The 16337-nt window shown below is 62.0% G+C and carries 13 protein-coding genes; 8 read left to right on the top strand and 5 right to left on the bottom strand.

Features of this window, described 5'->3' with window-relative positions:
* Window positions 1-86 precede the first annotated feature (86 nt).
* Both IG169_RS23105 and IG169_RS23110 read right to left on the bottom strand, forming a co-directional pair.
* Window positions 87-803 (bottom strand): response regulator transcription factor, encoded by a 717-nt coding sequence (locus tag IG169_RS23105; RefSeq protein WP_193178631.1) that lies wholly within the window; start codon window positions 801-803, stop codon window positions 87-89.
* Window positions 800-2881, bottom strand: a complete 2082-nt coding sequence (locus tag IG169_RS23110; RefSeq protein WP_193178632.1) for a PAS-domain containing protein — start codon at window positions 2879-2881, stop codon at window positions 800-802. Before IG169_RS23110 ends, IG169_RS23105 begins: the two co-directional genes overlap by 4 nt.
* Before the next feature lie 117 nt (window positions 2882-2998).
* On the opposite strand from IG169_RS23110, the gene IG169_RS23115 reads away from it, so the two are divergent.
* Window positions 2999-3580 (top strand): peroxidase-related enzyme, encoded by a 582-nt coding sequence (locus IG169_RS23115; protein WP_193178633.1) that lies wholly within the window; start codon window positions 2999-3001, stop codon window positions 3578-3580.
* Between the two features lie 10 nt (window positions 3581-3590).
* On the opposite strand, the gene mobB is transcribed toward IG169_RS23115, so the two are convergent.
* Window positions 3591-4094 (bottom strand): molybdopterin-guanine dinucleotide biosynthesis protein B, encoded by a 504-nt coding sequence (mobB, locus tag IG169_RS23120; RefSeq protein ID WP_343225704.1) that lies wholly within the window; start codon window positions 4092-4094, stop codon window positions 3591-3593.
* Window positions 4082-4675, bottom strand: coding sequence for a molybdenum cofactor guanylyltransferase MobA (mobA, locus tag IG169_RS23125; RefSeq protein WP_343225705.1), 594 nt, complete (start codon window positions 4673-4675; stop codon window positions 4082-4084). The genes mobB and mobA overlap by 13 nt, the downstream gene beginning before the upstream one ends.
* Before the next feature lie 201 nt (window positions 4676-4876).
* On the opposite strand from mobA, the gene IG169_RS23130 reads away from it, so the two are divergent.
* The 6 genes from IG169_RS23130 (at window position 4877) to IG169_RS23155 (ending at window position 12192) form a co-directional block, all read left to right on the top strand.
* On the top strand, window positions 4877-5392 hold the full coding sequence (locus tag IG169_RS23130) for a DUF2478 domain-containing protein (protein WP_193178634.1): 516 nt from the start codon (window positions 4877-4879) through the stop codon (window positions 5390-5392).
* A gap of 335 nt (window positions 5393-5727) precedes the next feature.
* A complete protein-coding gene (locus IG169_RS23135; RefSeq protein WP_210326166.1) occupies window positions 5728-6408 on the top strand; it encodes a L,D-transpeptidase in 681 nt (226 codons plus the stop codon).
* Window positions 6409-6719: 311 nt separating this feature from the next.
* Entirely contained in the window at window positions 6720-8075 is a 1356-nt protein-coding gene (locus IG169_RS23140) for a TolC family protein (RefSeq protein ID WP_193178635.1), read from the top strand.
* Window positions 8076-8107: 32 nt separating this feature from the next.
* Window positions 8108-10276: a type I secretion system permease/ATPase gene (locus IG169_RS23145; protein WP_193178653.1), complete on the top strand. Its 2169-nt coding sequence runs from the start codon at window positions 8108-8110 to the stop codon at window positions 10274-10276.
* Complete coding sequence (locus IG169_RS23150) at window positions 10273-11556, top strand: HlyD family type I secretion periplasmic adaptor subunit (protein WP_193178636.1); 1284 nt, start codon at window positions 10273-10275, stop codon at window positions 11554-11556. Before IG169_RS23145 ends, IG169_RS23150 begins: the two co-directional genes overlap by 4 nt.
* Entirely contained in the window at window positions 11557-12192 is a 636-nt protein-coding gene (locus tag IG169_RS23155) for a ribbon-helix-helix domain-containing protein (RefSeq protein WP_193178637.1), read from the top strand.
* Here IG169_RS23155 and IG169_RS23160 read toward each other — a convergent pair.
* A complete protein-coding gene (locus tag IG169_RS23160) occupies window positions 12185-13174 on the bottom strand; it encodes a transglutaminase-like cysteine peptidase (protein WP_193178638.1) in 990 nt (329 codons plus the stop codon). The genes IG169_RS23155 and IG169_RS23160 overlap by 8 nt on opposite strands.
* Window positions 13175-13438: 264 nt before the next feature.
* On the opposite strand from IG169_RS23160, the gene IG169_RS23165 reads away from it, so the two are divergent.
* Window positions 13439-16337: T1SS-143 repeat domain-containing protein (locus IG169_RS23165; protein WP_193178639.1), on the top strand; the 2899-nt coding region annotated here is incomplete at its 3' end.

A 16337-nucleotide genomic window follows, 5' to 3' on the forward strand; every position in this document is an offset into this window, starting at 1 on the left:
TTTAGCTAGCACCGGATAATTGCGGGAGTTTTTCCGGATTGTTACGAATTGTTTCAGAAATGCTGCGCTGCGCAACGAATACTGCGTCAGGTCCATTCGACCTGGGCGGCCATCAGGTATCCGGCGCCATAGACCGTCTTGATAAACCGGGGATTGCGAGGGTCTTCTTCCAACTTCGCGCGCAACCGCGAAATCCGCACGTCGATGGACCGGTCGAAATTGGTATCGGCGTCGATGCCGAGCCGGTCCATCAGGTCGGCACGGGTCAACAGGCGGTTGGCGGATTCCAGGAATATCCGCAGCACGCTCGCTTCGCCGCCGGACAGGCTGCTTCGTTCGCCCGACGGCGAAACGAGTTCGAAGACGCCGAAATCCGCAGTCCAGCCGGCAAAACTTGCGACCCGGCGTTTCGTTTCCTGGCTGGACACGCCATTGAGCCGGCGCAGGACAGAGCGCACCCGCGCGACGATCTCCTTGTCCTCGAACGGCTTGACGATGTAATCGTCCGCGCCGAGTTCGAGACCGACCAGCTTGGTGTCGAGTTCCTGGCGTCCGCTGACGATGATCGAGGCGATGTGAGGCCGGCTGCGCAGTTCGGCGACGATCGACAGCCCGTCGCGGTCGGGGAGGGACAGGTCGATCAGGCACAGATGCGGTTCGCGCCGCGCCAGCGACCGGATGAAGGAAGAGCCGCTGTCGAAACTTTCGGTTTCGTAGCCCGCTCGGCCAAGCGCCACCGCGAGGATTTCGGCGATATCGCGGTCGTCTTCGACGATGGCGATATAAGGAGAGGTTTCGGTCATGCGGTTATCGCCACGGCCGGCTCATCGGCAAAGAGGTCGTCGACGGCGGCGACGAAAGCTTCCTCGCCGAAAGGTTTCTTGAGCAGGTGAAACTCGCTTTCCGCTTCGTCCAGGGCCGGATGGGTGCTTGCCAGTCCGCTGATCAGCAGGCAGGGCGTCTCGGGCCGGATTTCCTTTGCCTTCCGGCCGACGTCGATCCCGGTCATCGGTCCCGACATCATGATGTCACTGACAAGCAGCGCCACCTTCGGCAGGTTGGCGAGCAATTCCAGCGCCTCGTCGCCGGTCGAGGCCTCGATGACCTGGAATCCCGATTTGAGCAGATAACCGCGCACCAGCTCGCGGATTTCCGTCTCGTCGTCGAGGACGATCGCCATGCCGCCGGGGCGCGTGCTGCGTCTACGGGTTGCCCGTTCGGGGAACTGGTCGGGCGCGATGCCCGCCGCAAGCGGCAACTCCATGGTTATTGCCGCTCCCTTGCCGGGTTCGCTGACGATCCCGAGGCCGCCGCCGGAACGGCGCAGAAAGCGGCGGACCATGGAAAGCCCGAGGCCGCGGCCGCGGCCGGCCTGTTTGGTGGAGAAGAAGGCGTCACACGCCTTTTCGATCGTGCCTTCGGAAAAGCCGCAACCGTCGTCACGCACCGTGACCGTCGCGCTCCTTCCTTTATCCGACGTTGCTTCCGCGATCTCGACGGCGATCGAGCCCGTCTGGCCGATCGCGTCGCGCGCGTTCAGGAGGAGATTGAGTAGCGCGTCCTGGAATGCCCGTTCGTCCATCAGCACCGAGAGCGTTTTGCCGCTATCGGTGACGGCGATCGAGACGCACGGATCAAGCGACGCCGAAAAGAGGTGTACGAGATCTTCGGCAATGCGGTTCACATTGCACAATGTCGGCATCAGGTCCTCGTTGCGCGAGAAGCTCATGAGCTGATCCGTGACGCGCCCGCCGCGTTCGACAGCGCGTCGCGTCGCCTGCAAGATGCGCTGACGTTCCTCGCCGACCATCGCCGGGTCCGAGAGCCGGTTCAAGTTTCCCATGATGATGGTCATGATATTGGAGAAATCATGCACCACGCCGGACGTGAGCGCGATGGCCGCCTCCATTCGTTTCGAATGGACGATGAGGTCCATGGCCCGCTTTTCCTCGGTCACGTCGAGCGAGAGGATATAGGCGCCGACAACCTCGCCATGGGTGCCCGTGTCGGGCACGAGCGACGTCCTGATATGATGGCGCGTGCCGCTCGCGTCCACGGGATGGAAATCGACGGAACAGGGCCTGCCTGCGAGCGCGCCTTCGATCGCCGGCAACAGCACCTCGACTACGTCGGGTTCGAACACCTCGTCGACCCGTCTGCCCTGAAGGTGGATGTCGTCGAACCCCAGCATGTCGGCGAGCTTGTTGTTGGAAAAGAGGTAGACGCGCTCACGGTCGATATAGGCGATATGCGCCGGCACCGAATGGGTGATCATGCGCAGGCGGTTCTCTGACTCTGTCAGCCTGCGGCTGACTTCTTCCAGCGCCCGGTTGGCGGCGTTGAGTTCGCGGTTGGTCGCTTCCAGTTGCTCGGATCGTTCGAGCAGGCTGTGCGACAGCTGGTCCGCGCGTTCGCGCAGGAGTACTTCCGACTTCTTCTTGGACGTGATGTCGGTATAGACGGCTACCCAGCCGCCATCTGCCAGGGCATGGCCCTCCACCGCGATGACCATGCCGTTCGGGCGGACGCGTTCCAAATAGTGATCCTCGAAAGCCTGCGCGCGCTTGACCCGCTCGCGCACAAGTTCTTCGACATCGCCGGGGCCGAAATCGCCTTTTTCGGCGAGAAAACGATTGATCGCCTCGAAGGTTGTGCCGGGCGCGGCAAAGGCGTCGGGGAGGTCGTAGAGACGCAGGAAGGTGCGATTGGCGTGAACCAGCCGCAGCTTGGCGTCGAAAATGGTGATGCCCTGTTCGAGCAGGTTCAGGCCTGAGACGAGCCACTCCATCGAACCTTCGGGCGAATGGGCGACTGCCTTGCCGCCCTTGAGGCGCGCGTGGCGAAAGATTTCGGGCAGTTCGTTTGGTCCTGCGCTTTTCATGGTTCTTCGATACGCCAGTTCAGCCATGGACGACAAGGCACGCTGGTGCCGGCAAGGGTGCTTCCGTAATCGATCCGTTTCTCTATGATGCCGCGAAAATTGACGAGGAAATGCCCAATGAGCACCACGACGAAGCCGCCGATCAGCCGTTTTCCGGTTCCGGACCTGCAGGACGTTCCCGACGATATTCGCGAGCGTATGGTCGCGGTTCAGGAAAAGGCGGGGTTCATTCCGAACGTCTTTCTCGGGCTCGCGCATCGGCCGGACGAGTTCCGGGCCTTCATGGCCTATCATGATGCCCTGATGGAGAAGCCGGGCAATCTTACTAAGGCCGAGCGCGAGATGATCGTGGTCGCGACCAGCAATGCCAACCAGTGCCAATACTGCGTCGTCGCGCATGGGGCGATCCTGCGCATCAGGGCCAAGAACCCGCTGGTCGCCGACCAGGTGGCGATCAACTACCGCAAGGCGGACATCACCCACCGCCAGAGGGCGATGCTGGATTTCGCCATGAAGGTGTCTTTCGAGGCCTATGCCATCGGAGACGAGGATTTCGCGGTCCTGGCGGACCACGGCTTCGATCAGGAGGATGCGTGGGATATCGCCGCCATCGCGGCCTTCTTCGGGATGTCGAACCGGATCGCGAATTTCACCAACATGCGTCCGAACGAAGAGTTTTTCACGATGGGACGGACCTAGCGGCCGGAAGTCACAAACCGATTTCGCGCAGGATGAAATCGGTGATCGCGGCCGTGTCATCGAGATGCAATACGGGAATGGACAGGCCTTCGGGGGCGCCGTTGGACGCGACGGCCCGGACCGTCGGGTTATCGCCCGCCAGCAGAGGCTGGCCCGTCTCGACGCGATGTGCCTCGATCTTCGGGTGCGGGGCGCGTTTGTAGCCTTCGACGAGCACCAGATCGACCGGCGTCAGGCGCGCGACAAGGTCTTCGAGCGGTGGCTCGGGATCGCCTCGCAGCTCATGCATCAACGCCCAGCGGGCGGGCGAGGCGACGATCACCTCGCGCGCGCCGGCCTCGCGGTGACGGTAGCTGTCGCGGCCCGGCTGATCGATATCGGTCGCGTGATGGGCGTGCTTGATCGTGGAGACGCGCAGGCCACGCCCGCAAATCTCGTATACCAGTCGTTCCATCAGGCCGGTCTTGCCGGAGTTCTTCCATCCGGTGACGCCGTAAATCCTCATCTGCGACACAGGAACTCCTCCGCCACAACAATATCCTCCGGCGCATTGATGTTGAAGAAGGGGTCGAAAGGCTCCGAAGCGAAAGGCGCTGTTTCGGCATTGTGCCGCTCGGCCCAGAGCATCACCTTGCGCAGGCCGCCGGCCAGGTCTCTGCGCAGATCCTTGCGCAGGGCAACCGGCCACAGCCCGAACGTCGGATGGCGCCGCAATCGGCCCGCCTCGTCCGGGGACGCCGCAAGCGCAAGCCCGGCCGGACCCGCGGCTGCCTGCAACTTGTCCGCCAAATCGAGGGGAAAGAATGGTGTGTCGGAAGCCACGGTCACGACCGCCTCGGCGCCGAGCGTGGCCGCCCAGTCGAGAGCGGCAAGAATGCCCGCCAGCGGCCCCTGATGGCCGCCGATACTGTCTGTCAGCACAGGAAGGCCGAGATCGGCGAAGCGCGCCGGATCGCCGTTGGCGTTGAGCGCGAGAGGGGTGCATTGAGGAGAAAGCCGCGCGATCACGTAATCGATCAGCCGCCGCCCGCCGAGTTCGAGTAGGCCCTTGTCGCCGCCGCCCATGCGCGTGGCACGGCCGCCGGCCAAAATCACGCCGGGAATATCAGTAATCGTCGGCCTCCAATCGAAGCATGATGCCAAGATCTGCGCGGGATCGCGAACGAGGCGAGCGCGTCGCGTCGAACGGCCGGACTGGGTAGAATGGCGGGGCGGGGATCATGATGCGCTTTTCTTCTGGCAAGGCATCTTGTAGTCGGTGCGGGGTAAATTCAAGGGCGGAGACGGCCGGGCCGCATGCTGGGATACGTGACAAGCGACGAACGCGGGGCAGTGGACCGGCTGTTGACGGAGGCTGCACGCGTACTTTCGGAACAGGGTTGGCCGCTGGCCGGCGTCGTCCAGGAAAACTTCGAAGACGCCTCGGGCGGACCATGCGATATGGTTCTGCATGTGCTGGCAACGGACCGCGCAATCCGGATCAGCCAGAACCTCGGCGCAATGGCGCAAGGTTGCCGGCTGGACCCCGTCGGTCTCGAACAGGCGGCGGGTCTGGTCGAAGGGGTTTTGAATGGCGCAGACGGCGTACGGCCCCGGCTCCTGATCATAAACAAGTTCGGAAAACAGGAGATCGAGGGACGCGGGTTTCGCCCCTTGATCGGCCGCGCGCTGAGCGAGGACATTCCGGTTCTTACTGCGGTGAATGCCCTGAACATGCGGTCCTTTCAGGATTTTGCGGCCGGCATGGGGCGGCCCATCGAACCGTCGCTCGGGGAAATCCTGGACTGGGCCAAGGCGACATCGCCGGCATAAACCCGGTAAAAGCCGCGTGCGCAGCATTGCGGTGGCGGCCGGCCCCACATTTCTCGCGGATAAGCCGTTTGGGGTTCACCACATCGCAGCACGGCGCTTTTTCAATTTCAGGATTATCCGTTAAACAAGGTGACAAGAGGTTGGACATGGTGTGCGGTTGCCGTTTGCGCCTGACCAGCGGCAAGCTGCGTTACAGGCTTCTGCCGGTCGCTGGAATGCGCGCAACGCGATTGGCCGGTCCTTTCATGTGACGATATGCGTTTGCGGAGAATGTCCGCTCCCGATAACGGCACGTTGCTCTTCGACGGATTGAAATTCAAACGAGTAAGAAGCGAATGACGATTGTACAGTCACCATCCATAAAGGCGTTGCAGCTCCTGTCGCGGGCGCTGATGTCGCTGGCGATAATTTTCGCTTGCTTGGTCGCAGACGGGTACGGAAACGCGGCCGGTGCCCAAGTCGCCGCCGGCACGGAACTCGTATTCGATCCCGCCCGGAACAAGTGGGTCCGCAAACCGGTGACGAATGGCGGCGTCAAAGCGCGCTACGGCCGCTCGGATGCATCGCCGATCGCCCGGGAGGTGGTGGACTTTCCGGCATCCTATCCCGTCGGCACGATTATTATCGATACCGGGCAGCGTCGTCTTTACCGACTGATCGGCGGCAACAAGGCGATGCGATACGCGATCGGGGTCGGCCGCGAGGGATTTGCCTGGAAGGGCAAGGAACGGATATCGCGCAAGGCGGAATGGCCCAAATGGACACCGCCCGAGGAGATGCGCCTGCGCGAGGCGGCGGAGGGGCGTATCCTTCCGGCGCGCATGGAAGGCGGGCCCGACAATCCGCTCGGCGCCCGCGCGCTTTATCTCGGTTCCACTCTTTACCGCATTCACGGAACCAACCAGCCGTGGACGATCGGGCAGGCGGTTTCGTCAGGCTGCATTCGAATGGCCAATGACGACGTCGTCCAACTTTACGACGTCGCCAAGCCGGGCGACCTAGTCATTGTCCGTTAAAAACACGGTAACTTATGCATGAAAACAGCTTTCGCGGCTATCAACATGATGGCTGTTGCAATATTGCGACAACTCACGGGCTGTTAACTCAACGAGAGTTTCTTCGTTGTGGAGCCAATAGGTAAGATGTTAGAAGCCCTTGGCTTTTGGGTTGGAAACGGCCGTGTCGGATTTTGATATTTGTCGCCGAGCAGTTGGGGGTGGAAGTGTTTGTAACGACTTTTTTTGCGTCGTCGCGTGGTAAGCGTGTTCGGTCGTTGGCGTTTTTTCTATTGGGTACGGTATTTTCGAGCCCAGCACACGCAATATCGATGCAAGAGGCGGTCGCCGTAGCGGTCGAATCAAATCCCGAAATCGGACAGGCGATTGAAAATCGCGAGGCGATCGAATTCGAATTGCGCCAGGCGCGGGGGCTCTATCTTCCTAGTATCGACCTCGAGGCCTCGTCGGGTGTTCGCCGGCTGGACAATCCGTCGCGGCGTCTGGGTAGCATTGACAACGATCCGCTGTACCCGTCGGAGATTTCGACGGTCGCGACACAGAAGCTTTTCGATGGCGGCGGACGCCGGGCCGAGCTCGAGCGCCAGGCTTCGCGGGTGGACGGCGCGTCCTTCCGCATTCTCGAGCGCAGCGAATATATCGGCCTGCAGGTCGTGCGCGAGTATCTTGAATATCTGGTGCAGGCACGGATTGTCTCCGAGAGCGCGGCCAACCTGCGGTTCCATCGCTCGGTTCAGTCCGACATTTCGACAGGTGTCGCCGCCGGAACGCTGACCGAAGCTGACCGGCAGCAGGTCCGCGAGCGGGTTCTTTCAGCGGAAGCGCGGATGAAGGAATCCGAAGAGGAACTCGCCGCGGCAAAAATCAGGTTCCTTACCCTCGTCGGCAAGCCGCTCGACGGCGCGAAAAGCCCGGGATCTGTGGCTTCGCGGTTGCCGCGGTCGCTCGATCAGGCGATCGGGCTTGCCCGCAAGAACAATCCGCGCATCCACATGGCCAATGCGGATATCGACGCTGCCGACGCGGTCGTCGACGGCGCCCGTTCCAAGTATTCTCCGGAAATTTTCCTGGAAGGCCGGGCACGGGGCGGTCAGGATATCGACGGCGCCGACGGCTACACCACGGATTTCCAGGCGCGTGTCGTCGCCAAGTGGAACCTCTACCGTGGCGGCATCGATCGCGCCAACGAACAGGAACAGATCCGGCGCGCGAGCGAGCAGCGCCTCGTCCTGCATCAGATCTACCGCGAAATCGAGGAAGCCGTTCGCACATCCTGGGACCGCCGTCAGCGCCAGTCCAGCCTCGCTGTGACGCTGCGTCGGCAGGCCGCGGAAAACGCGCGCCTGGTCAGTTCCTACCGCGAACAATTCCGGGTCGGTCAGCGGTCTCTTCTCGACGTGCTGGACGCACAGAACACGCGCTACAACGTGGGTGTTCTTGCGGCAACCGCGGAATACGCCTCGCTCTTTGCCGAATATCGCCTCCTCGCATCGACGGGACAGCTTCTTTCCACGCTGAACATCGCTCCGCCGAAGCAGGCCGAAGCCTATGCGCGTAACGAGTTCAACGTTCCCGCGACCGCGCCGACCGAGACCTATGCCCGTCTGCCGTCGCGGCAGGTGAACGAACTGCCGATGGATCTGCTTGCGCCCGTGCGTAAACAGTAGCGGCGGTTATTGCGGAAAATAGCGTGACGGAAATGGGCAACGTGGCGGCCGTCGAAACGGCACCTTCGGGGCAATCCGAGGTGGAGTCCTTCAAACGCTGCCTGCAGGATATCGCCCGCTATTATGGACGGCCCGCTTCGGAAACCGTCTTGTTTTCGGGCGTGCCGCTGCCGGATGACGGCATCGAGCCCGTGCTTGTGGAACGTATCTGCGAACGCATCGGGCTCGATATCGCCGTCCACACCGTGCGCGACGTCGCGGCCGGCAAGATCGAGTTTCCGGCGCTTGTCGAATTCGCCGATGGCCGGTTCGCATTTCTCGACGGAGAAACTTGGCCCGGCATCGACGCCGGGATGGATGCCCGTCAGACCGCGCGCACCGCACTGCAGGCGCTAGCCAGGCAGGGTATCAGGCACGCCTATTCCTTCTCGGTAATCTATCTGAATTCCGCCGAGCGCGCGGAACTCGGCGGTTCTCAGGATATAGAGCGCGGTCACTGGCTTTTCGGGCCCGCCAGCCAGTTCTGGCGGGGCTACGCCAACATTGCGCTTGCTGCCCTGTTCATCAACCTGCTCGGGCTGGCGTCGCCGATCTTCATCATGAATGTCTATGACCGCGTGCTGCCCAACAAGGCAACGTCGAGCCTGCTCGCGCTCGCCGCCGGCGTGGCACTCGCGCTGCTTTTCGATCTGCTATTGAAAACGGCGCGATCGATGATCATCGACCATACCGGCCGGGCGATCGACCTCAAGGTTTCCCACGCGCTGTTCGACAAGGTCCTGCATACCAGCATGGCCGCGCGACCGGCTTCCACGGGCGAATATGCGAACCGCGTCAGCCAGTTCGAGTTCGTGCGCGAATTCTTCACCTCGAATACGGTCGCTACCCTGATCGACGCGTTGTTTGTCTTCGTTTTCCTGTTCGTCATTTTCCTGATATCGGGCTGGCTGTTCGTCATCCCGCTCGCGGCTTTCACGATTGCCGTCACGACGGGCCTGGTCGCGCAATACCGGATCTCCAAGCGAGTGGCGCGCGCAGCCAATGAATCCGCGCAGAGGCAATCGCTTCTGGTCGAGACGATCTCGACCATCGAAACCGTCAAGTCCCTCCGCGCCGAAGCCCCGCTTATCCGCAAATGGAACGAACTTACCAAGAGATCTTCGCGCACCTCCGAGGAGATCAAACAGTTGTCGTCGGGCGCGGCCAATTTCACCCAGTTCGTCCAGCAATCGGTGTCGATTTTCATCGTGATCGCGGGAGCTTACGAATTCGCGCAGGGGCGGATTTCCACCGGCGCGATCATTGCGACGGTGATGCTGTCCGGACGAACGGTTTCACCTATGTCGCAGATCGCGCTCACGCTTGCGCGGATGCGCCAGGCGATGCTGTCGTTGCGCATCCTCGATACGATCATGGCGCAGGAGGAGGATCGCCCGAACACGGTCGGCTTCGTCCACAGGCCCGTGACCGACGGGAGCTTCGCGTTCCAGAATGTCAGCTTCCAGTATCCGGGCAGCGACGCGCCGGTTCTGAGAAATCTCAGTTTCTCGGTGCGTGCCGGCGAACGTATCGGCATCATCGGCAAGATAGGGTCCGGCAAGACCACGCTGGGGCGCCTCCTCGCAAATCTCTACATCGCACAGGAAGGCCGGGTGCTGATCAATGGCGTGGATGTGCGGCAGTATCATCCCGCCGAGGTCCGTTCCGCGGTCGCCTATGCCGGCCAGTCGGCCGATCTGTTTTCGGGCACGCTGAAGGAAAACCTGCAGCTTGCAAACGCCGATGCGACCGACGAGGAAATCGTCGAGGCGGCTAAAAAGACGGGCGTCGATGAATTCGCCGCCCAGCATCCGCGCGGCTATGACCTGGCCGTTGGGGAGCGGGGAAGCAATCTGTCCGGCGGGCAAAAGCAGGCCGTCGCAATTACGCGTCTTCTGCTTTCCAAGCCGAAAATCGTGTTTCTTGACGAGCCTTCCGGCGCCATGGACATGGCGACCGAAAAGCAGTTGATCGGCAGCCTGGCGCGGTCGTTCGATCCCGGCGTCACGCTCGTCATTTCGACACATCGCTACAGCTTGCTCGAACTCGTCGATCGGCTGATCGTTCTCGATCGTGGCGCGATCGTTGCCGATGGTCCGAAAGACAAGGTTCTGGGCGCGCTGGCGGCACGCGCGAATGCCGCGCAGGGGAAGTCCGCATGATCGGCGAGAGACCTCCGCGATCGGCAAGCGTCATCGTTTTTCTCGTGGTCGCCCTGATCGCGAGTTTCGCGGTTTGGGCGTCGCAAACCCGGATCGACGAAATCGCGCGCGGCAACGGGCGCGTCATCCCGGCGACGCGGACCCAGACCATACAGGCCACCGAGCCGGGTGTCGTTAGCGAGATTGCGGTCCAGACCGGCCAGGTCGTCAGCAAGGGCCAGCTCATCGTGCGGCTGGACGATACGACCACCTCTTCGGACCTCGGCGAGGTCGAGGCGCAGGTGCGGGCGTTGAAGACGCGCATTGCGCGGCTCGAAAGCGAGGCGTCCGGTACGGAGGACGTAACCTTCGAATGCCCGCAGGAGGTGATGGAGGTCGCGCCGGGTATCTGCGAAAACGAGGAACGCCTGCTGGCGGCGCGGCGGGATGCGTTTCACAATACGAAAGCCGTTCTGGAGCAGCGTTTGCTGCAGCGCGAAAAGGAGCTCGACGAGGCAAATGCGAACAAGGCGCGCCTCGAGGGCAGCCTCGAAATAAGCAAGCGCGAACTCGAACTGCTCAAGCCGATGGCCGAAAAGCGGCTCGTCGCCGAAACGGAACTGATCCGCGTCCAGCGCGAGGTCAATGACTTCCTGGGGCAGTCAAATGCGCTCAACGAGATGATACCGCGCCTCAAGGGCGCGATCAGCGAGGCGCAGTTACAGATTCGGGAACTCGAACTGCAGTTTCGCCAGGAAGCGCTTACACAAAAGACCGACGCGCTTTCGCAATTGTCTGTGCTGGAGCAATCGGCGCGCGGGGAATCGACGCGCGTCGAGCGCAACGAGATACGATCGCCGGTCGACGGCGTCATAAACACGATGCAGATCAATACGATCGGATCCTTTGTTCAACCAGGAACCGTGATTGCGGAAGTCGTGCCGACATCCGAGGAACTGCTGGTCGAGACCCGCATTTCTCCGCGGGACGTCGCCTTTGTCGTGCCGGGTCAGCATGCGCTGGTGAAGATCACCGCCTACGACTTCTCGATCTATGGAGGTCTCGACGGCGAAGTGGTCAATATCAGTCCGGACAGTATCGTCGACCAGAAGACAGGCGAGCCCTATTTTGAGGTCCGGGTCAAGACGAAGAGCTCGCAGCTCGAGAGGAGCGGCGACGTCTTCCACATCACCCCGGGCATGGTATGTTCGGTCGATATCATGACCGGGCGCAAGACGATCCTTCATTATCTTCTCAAACCGATCAACAAGGCACGCCAAGAGGCGTTCACGGAGCGCTGAATGGGCGGTCCCGCCAAATCGCCGCCGGGACTTGAGGATCTGTTACGCCAGATGGACGCTGCAGGCGCCGAACCGTTCTTCCGGGCGGTAACGGCGGACGGCAAGCGAAGGGGCATGCGCCTCGAACGCGAGTTCTGGACCCTGTTGGAAAAGGTCGGACGCGAGGAGAACGCGACGGTCGGCGAAATTGTGGCGATGATCGAGGCAAGCGGAATCAAGTCGACCAACCTGACCTCGGCGATGCGCGTGTTCGTCGCGCAATGGCTCGAATACCGGCTCGGCGGCTTGCGCGAAAAGATGTCGCCGTCGGTGGTGAACGGCCTGATCAACGCCTGTCCTTCGCCGGCATTCGCGCTTTCGGCGACCCGGCAGTTGCGGTTTCACAACCCGGCGTTTCTGCGTTTCATCCGGATGAACATGCCCAGCGAGGAGATGGACCAGATGGAGCGCAATCTCCGTCTGCAGATCGACATGCACATGGACGACCTGCTGGCGGCCTTGCGGGAGGGCGACCGAACGATGGTTCCGCTGGGTTTCGCGATCGGCGTGAACGAGCGCCGCGTGCGCGGACGTCTCAATGCGGTCCTCGCACCATGCTGGAACGAGGACATGATCATCGGTTACGTGATTACCTGATTTCCGCCGGCCGAAGATCGTCCAACAAATCCGCATACAATTTTTCGGCACGTATACCCGCATCGCTGCTTTCGCCCGGTGCGATCGATCCAAGCGGTACGTCGACGCGCGCTGTGGCGACGGTGTTGCCGGCGGGGACGCCATGAATCCACGAGCGATCCGTGGAGAACGAATAGAGCGGCAGATAATTGCGCGCCTCGATGTCCCGGTAAACTCCGTCATGCACGTTGTCGAGAACGAAATGCCCCTTGTTCGTGCTGATCGCGAGCACCGCGTGGTAGAGATTGCGTGCGGTGTCGCGCAGGATGACGAGCGACATCGACCGGGCCGGGACGCCGATGTCGCGAAGCAGCGTATATTTCAGGATCGCGAAATCCTCGCAGTCGCCAGCGCCCTTGCGGATCGTTTCGGCGCCCGATGCCCAATGGTCGAGCTGACCATAGGTCTTCTGGTCGGGGGCATAGGCGATCGTGCGGTTTACCAGGGTGTTGACCGTCGAGAGCCTGGCAAAGAAGCGCTCGTCCGCGGCCTCGGCGATCGCCGTTTTCGCGGAAGCGAGGCGCAGCCGGCAGGATTGCGAGGCGCAGTCGCCCATTGCCGAGACCGATTCCGCGTTGCGCACGCGGTCCCAATCCTTGCTCGATCCGATCGGCGAAAAGGGAACGGCGACCGTTCCGAAGAAGCCCGACGGCACAGACGCGGTCGTTGCCCGGTCGAGTTCGGGACGCCGTTCGGAAAGGACGGCGAGGCGTCGCGAAACATATTCGATGCCGAGCCGCGACCCGCTGATAAGCGCGCGCAACTGTGTGACACCGGCGAACGGCAACGCGGATGCGAGATAGGTAGCCGAGATCGCTTCCGACGCCATGAAAGCCGGCGTATCCGGTGTTTCCTTGGCCGTTGCCGGCATGGCCGAAAAGGCCATTGCGGCGAGCGCGGCGAGGGCGATCGAAACGCCCAGCGGCCTGTTTTCTTTTGGCATTCTGCCATCCCCTGTTTTTTGGGAAAGGCTAGCGGCGGCGCGTTTAATCCGGCTGAAGAGACGCGGTAAATTCCGGTGCAACGGATTGGTTCAAATTTTACCGGTCCCGAAAATGGCGCATAAGCATATCATGGTATGTATAATTATTAACCAAAGCGAAATTATCGCAATCTAGGCATACCATAATATGTTATTTGTTTAAGAAAGCGTTGCGCGGACCCTCCTGTTTCTGCTCAGTGGGGCGAAATATCGGAGGGCTGGAAAATGGCTATCGAAGACACACGCGGCGGACTGGATGCATTCGACGAAATTCGCGGTGACCGCGCATCGGAAACCGATGCGGCGAGCCGGGATCACGGCATCGCTCAGATGGCGCAGGACGCCACCGGCAATGGCGGGACCGGGGACGACATCGCGCCGGTTGACGCAGGCGGCGCGGCCAGCCCGACCGAAGATGCGATCGCTCAGAAGTTTCCCGCGGAAATCGTTCCGAACATCAGCAACGAAGTGCGGCTCCCTGCGGGTGTCAGCCTGGAGAATGTTGAAATATCCGGGCGCGACCTCATCCTGCATCAGGCCGATGGATCGGACATCGTTATCAAGAATGCGGCGATCAACGTTCCGACCTTCTATATCGACGGCGTCCTGATCCCGCAGGAAGCGCTCGTTGCCGCGCTTGAGGCGAATGACATCAACATTGCTGCGGGGCCGAACGGTACGCTGGTCGCATCATCGGGCGAACTTGCCAGTTCTGGCGGCAATTTCGGCGTCCCGGCGCCCGGCATCGGCGACGCCGATCCGATCCTCGGCCTGCTACCGCCGACCGCGTTGCAGTTCCCGGAACTGGAACGCGAGATCCTCGGTACAATCGACGACAAGCCGACGGTCGGCGAGAATCTCGCCGTGCTGCTCGACGATGACGTGCTCGGCGGCAATCCGGGCGGCCTGGACGACGACCCGGATGCGGAGAACGTGACCGGCATCCTCAGCCATTTCTATGGCATGAACGGCGCCGGCTCGCTGCTGCTGATCGGCGCGGACGTGCCGGCAGGCTTCACCGTCGATGTTTCTCCCGACGGGCTGACGCTGACCATTCTTCAGGACGGCACTGCGGTTCTGCAGGTCACGTTGAGCAATTCTCTCGACGGCGCGTACACCGTCACACAGCTCGCGCCGGTTGCCCATCCGGTGTCTGGAGAATCCGAGGATAACCTCGAATTCTCAATCACTTACCGAGTCAGCGACGTCGATGGTGACCATGCCGACGGCACGTTGGTGGTCAATGTCGACGACGACACGCCGGTAATCGGCGAAACGGGTTCCGCCCAGGTCGACGAGGACGACCTGTCGCTGGCCGGCGGCGACCTCGCAGACGGCAACCACGACAGCCAGGCGGGCGACGATGCCACCGGCACCGACGCGACGCTGGACACGGATGGGGATGCGACGACCGTTGCCGGCAGCCTTGACATCCACTGGGGCGCCGATAGTGCCAACAGCGTTATCGACGGCGGTGCCAGCATCGGCGCGGGCGACCGCGGCGTGACGTTCTCCCCGAGTGCCATCGGTACCCTGGAAGCGCTGGGACTGTTCTCGCAGGGCGAGGCGCTGGGCTATTCTCTGAACGGGGACGGTGACGTCCTGACGGCGACTGCCGGCGGCCGGATTGTCTTCACGGTGGAACTGTCTGACACGGGCAATGGCTCCTTCCTGTTCGATCTGAATGACGCTCTCGACCATCCGGTCGCGGGTACCGAGGACAATCTCAACCTGACGTTCGACTTCACGGCGACGGACAGCGACGGAGACACGGTGTCCTCGAGCTTCTCCGTGGGCATCGATGACGACCTTCCTGTCGCTGGCACGCCGGAACTCTATTCCTTCGGCGACGGGAGTGCGCCGGGTGTGGCGAGTGTCGCCGGTGTTCAGACATTTTCCTCGGGGGATGTCGACCTGCGGATTCCCGCGACGGGAACGGCCGGCATGATTGAATCCACAATCGTGGTGCCGACCGGCGGCACGATCCTCGACCTCAATATCTCGATCAACCTCACCCATACCTATATGGCCGACCTCGAGATCACCCTGGTGGCGCCTGACGGGACGGAGATCGAACTCGTCAACGACAACGGCGGCAGTGGCAATCCCAATGGAGTGATGACCTTCGACGACGAGGCTACCAATCCTTTCCCGAATTCTTCCTCCTCCGCGCCCTTCGTGGGGACCTGGAAGCCGCTGATCGACCAGCTGTCCGATCTTGACGGCAAGGACATGGCTGGCACGTGGACGCTCAGGATCAACGATGATGCCGGCGCCGATAGCGGCACGCTGCGCGACTGGAGCCTCCAGATCGAGACCCTGAGCGGCGTCGACCAGGTCAACGCGATCGTCGACGAAGACGATCTGTCGGCCGCGAACGGCGATCTGGTAACCGGCAACGACGATTCCGCACCGGGCGATAACGCCACCGCGACCGACGGAACGCTCGACACCGACAGCGACGCATCGACGGTCTATGGCGATCTGAACATCAACTGGGGTGCCGATGACGGCAATTCCGTCGTGGACGGCGGTGTCGGTCCCGACGGCGACCGTTCGGTCGTCTTCTCGGCGTCGACCATCGGCGCTCTCGATGCGCTCGGCCTGACCTCGCACGGCGAGACCATCACCTATGCCCTTGCCCAGTCGGCCAATGGTACGGTGCTGACGGCGACGGCCGGCGACAGCGTGGTCTTCACCGTTTCGCTGTCCGATACCGCCAGCGGCTCCTTCCGCTTCGATCTCAACGATTCGATCGACCATCCGACCGGAGAATACGAAAACAACATCATCCTGCCGTTCGGCTATGTCGCGACCGACAGCGACGGCGACTCCTTTACCGCCGGTTTCTCCGTAGGTATCGACGACGACATGCCGGCCGTCTCCAATCCGGACGGCGTCGCGCCGGGCGTGTCGAACGCCATTGTCGACGAGGACGATGTCGCCGCGATCGCCGGCCTGCAGCCTGCGGGCACGGACGGCTCGGACGTTCCGGGCGCATCGGGCTCGCTGAAGGTCGACTTCGGCGCCGACGGCTTCGGCTCGACGGCGTTCTCGGGTGCGTTCAACGTGCCGAACGAGAACAGCGGCTCGATGGTCGCTGGCGGCGCAGGCCTGGATTCCG

It is taken from the genome of Oricola nitratireducens, assembly GCF_014904745.1.
Classification (GTDB): Bacteria; Pseudomonadota; Alphaproteobacteria; order Rhizobiales; family Rhizobiaceae; genus Oricola; species Oricola nitratireducens.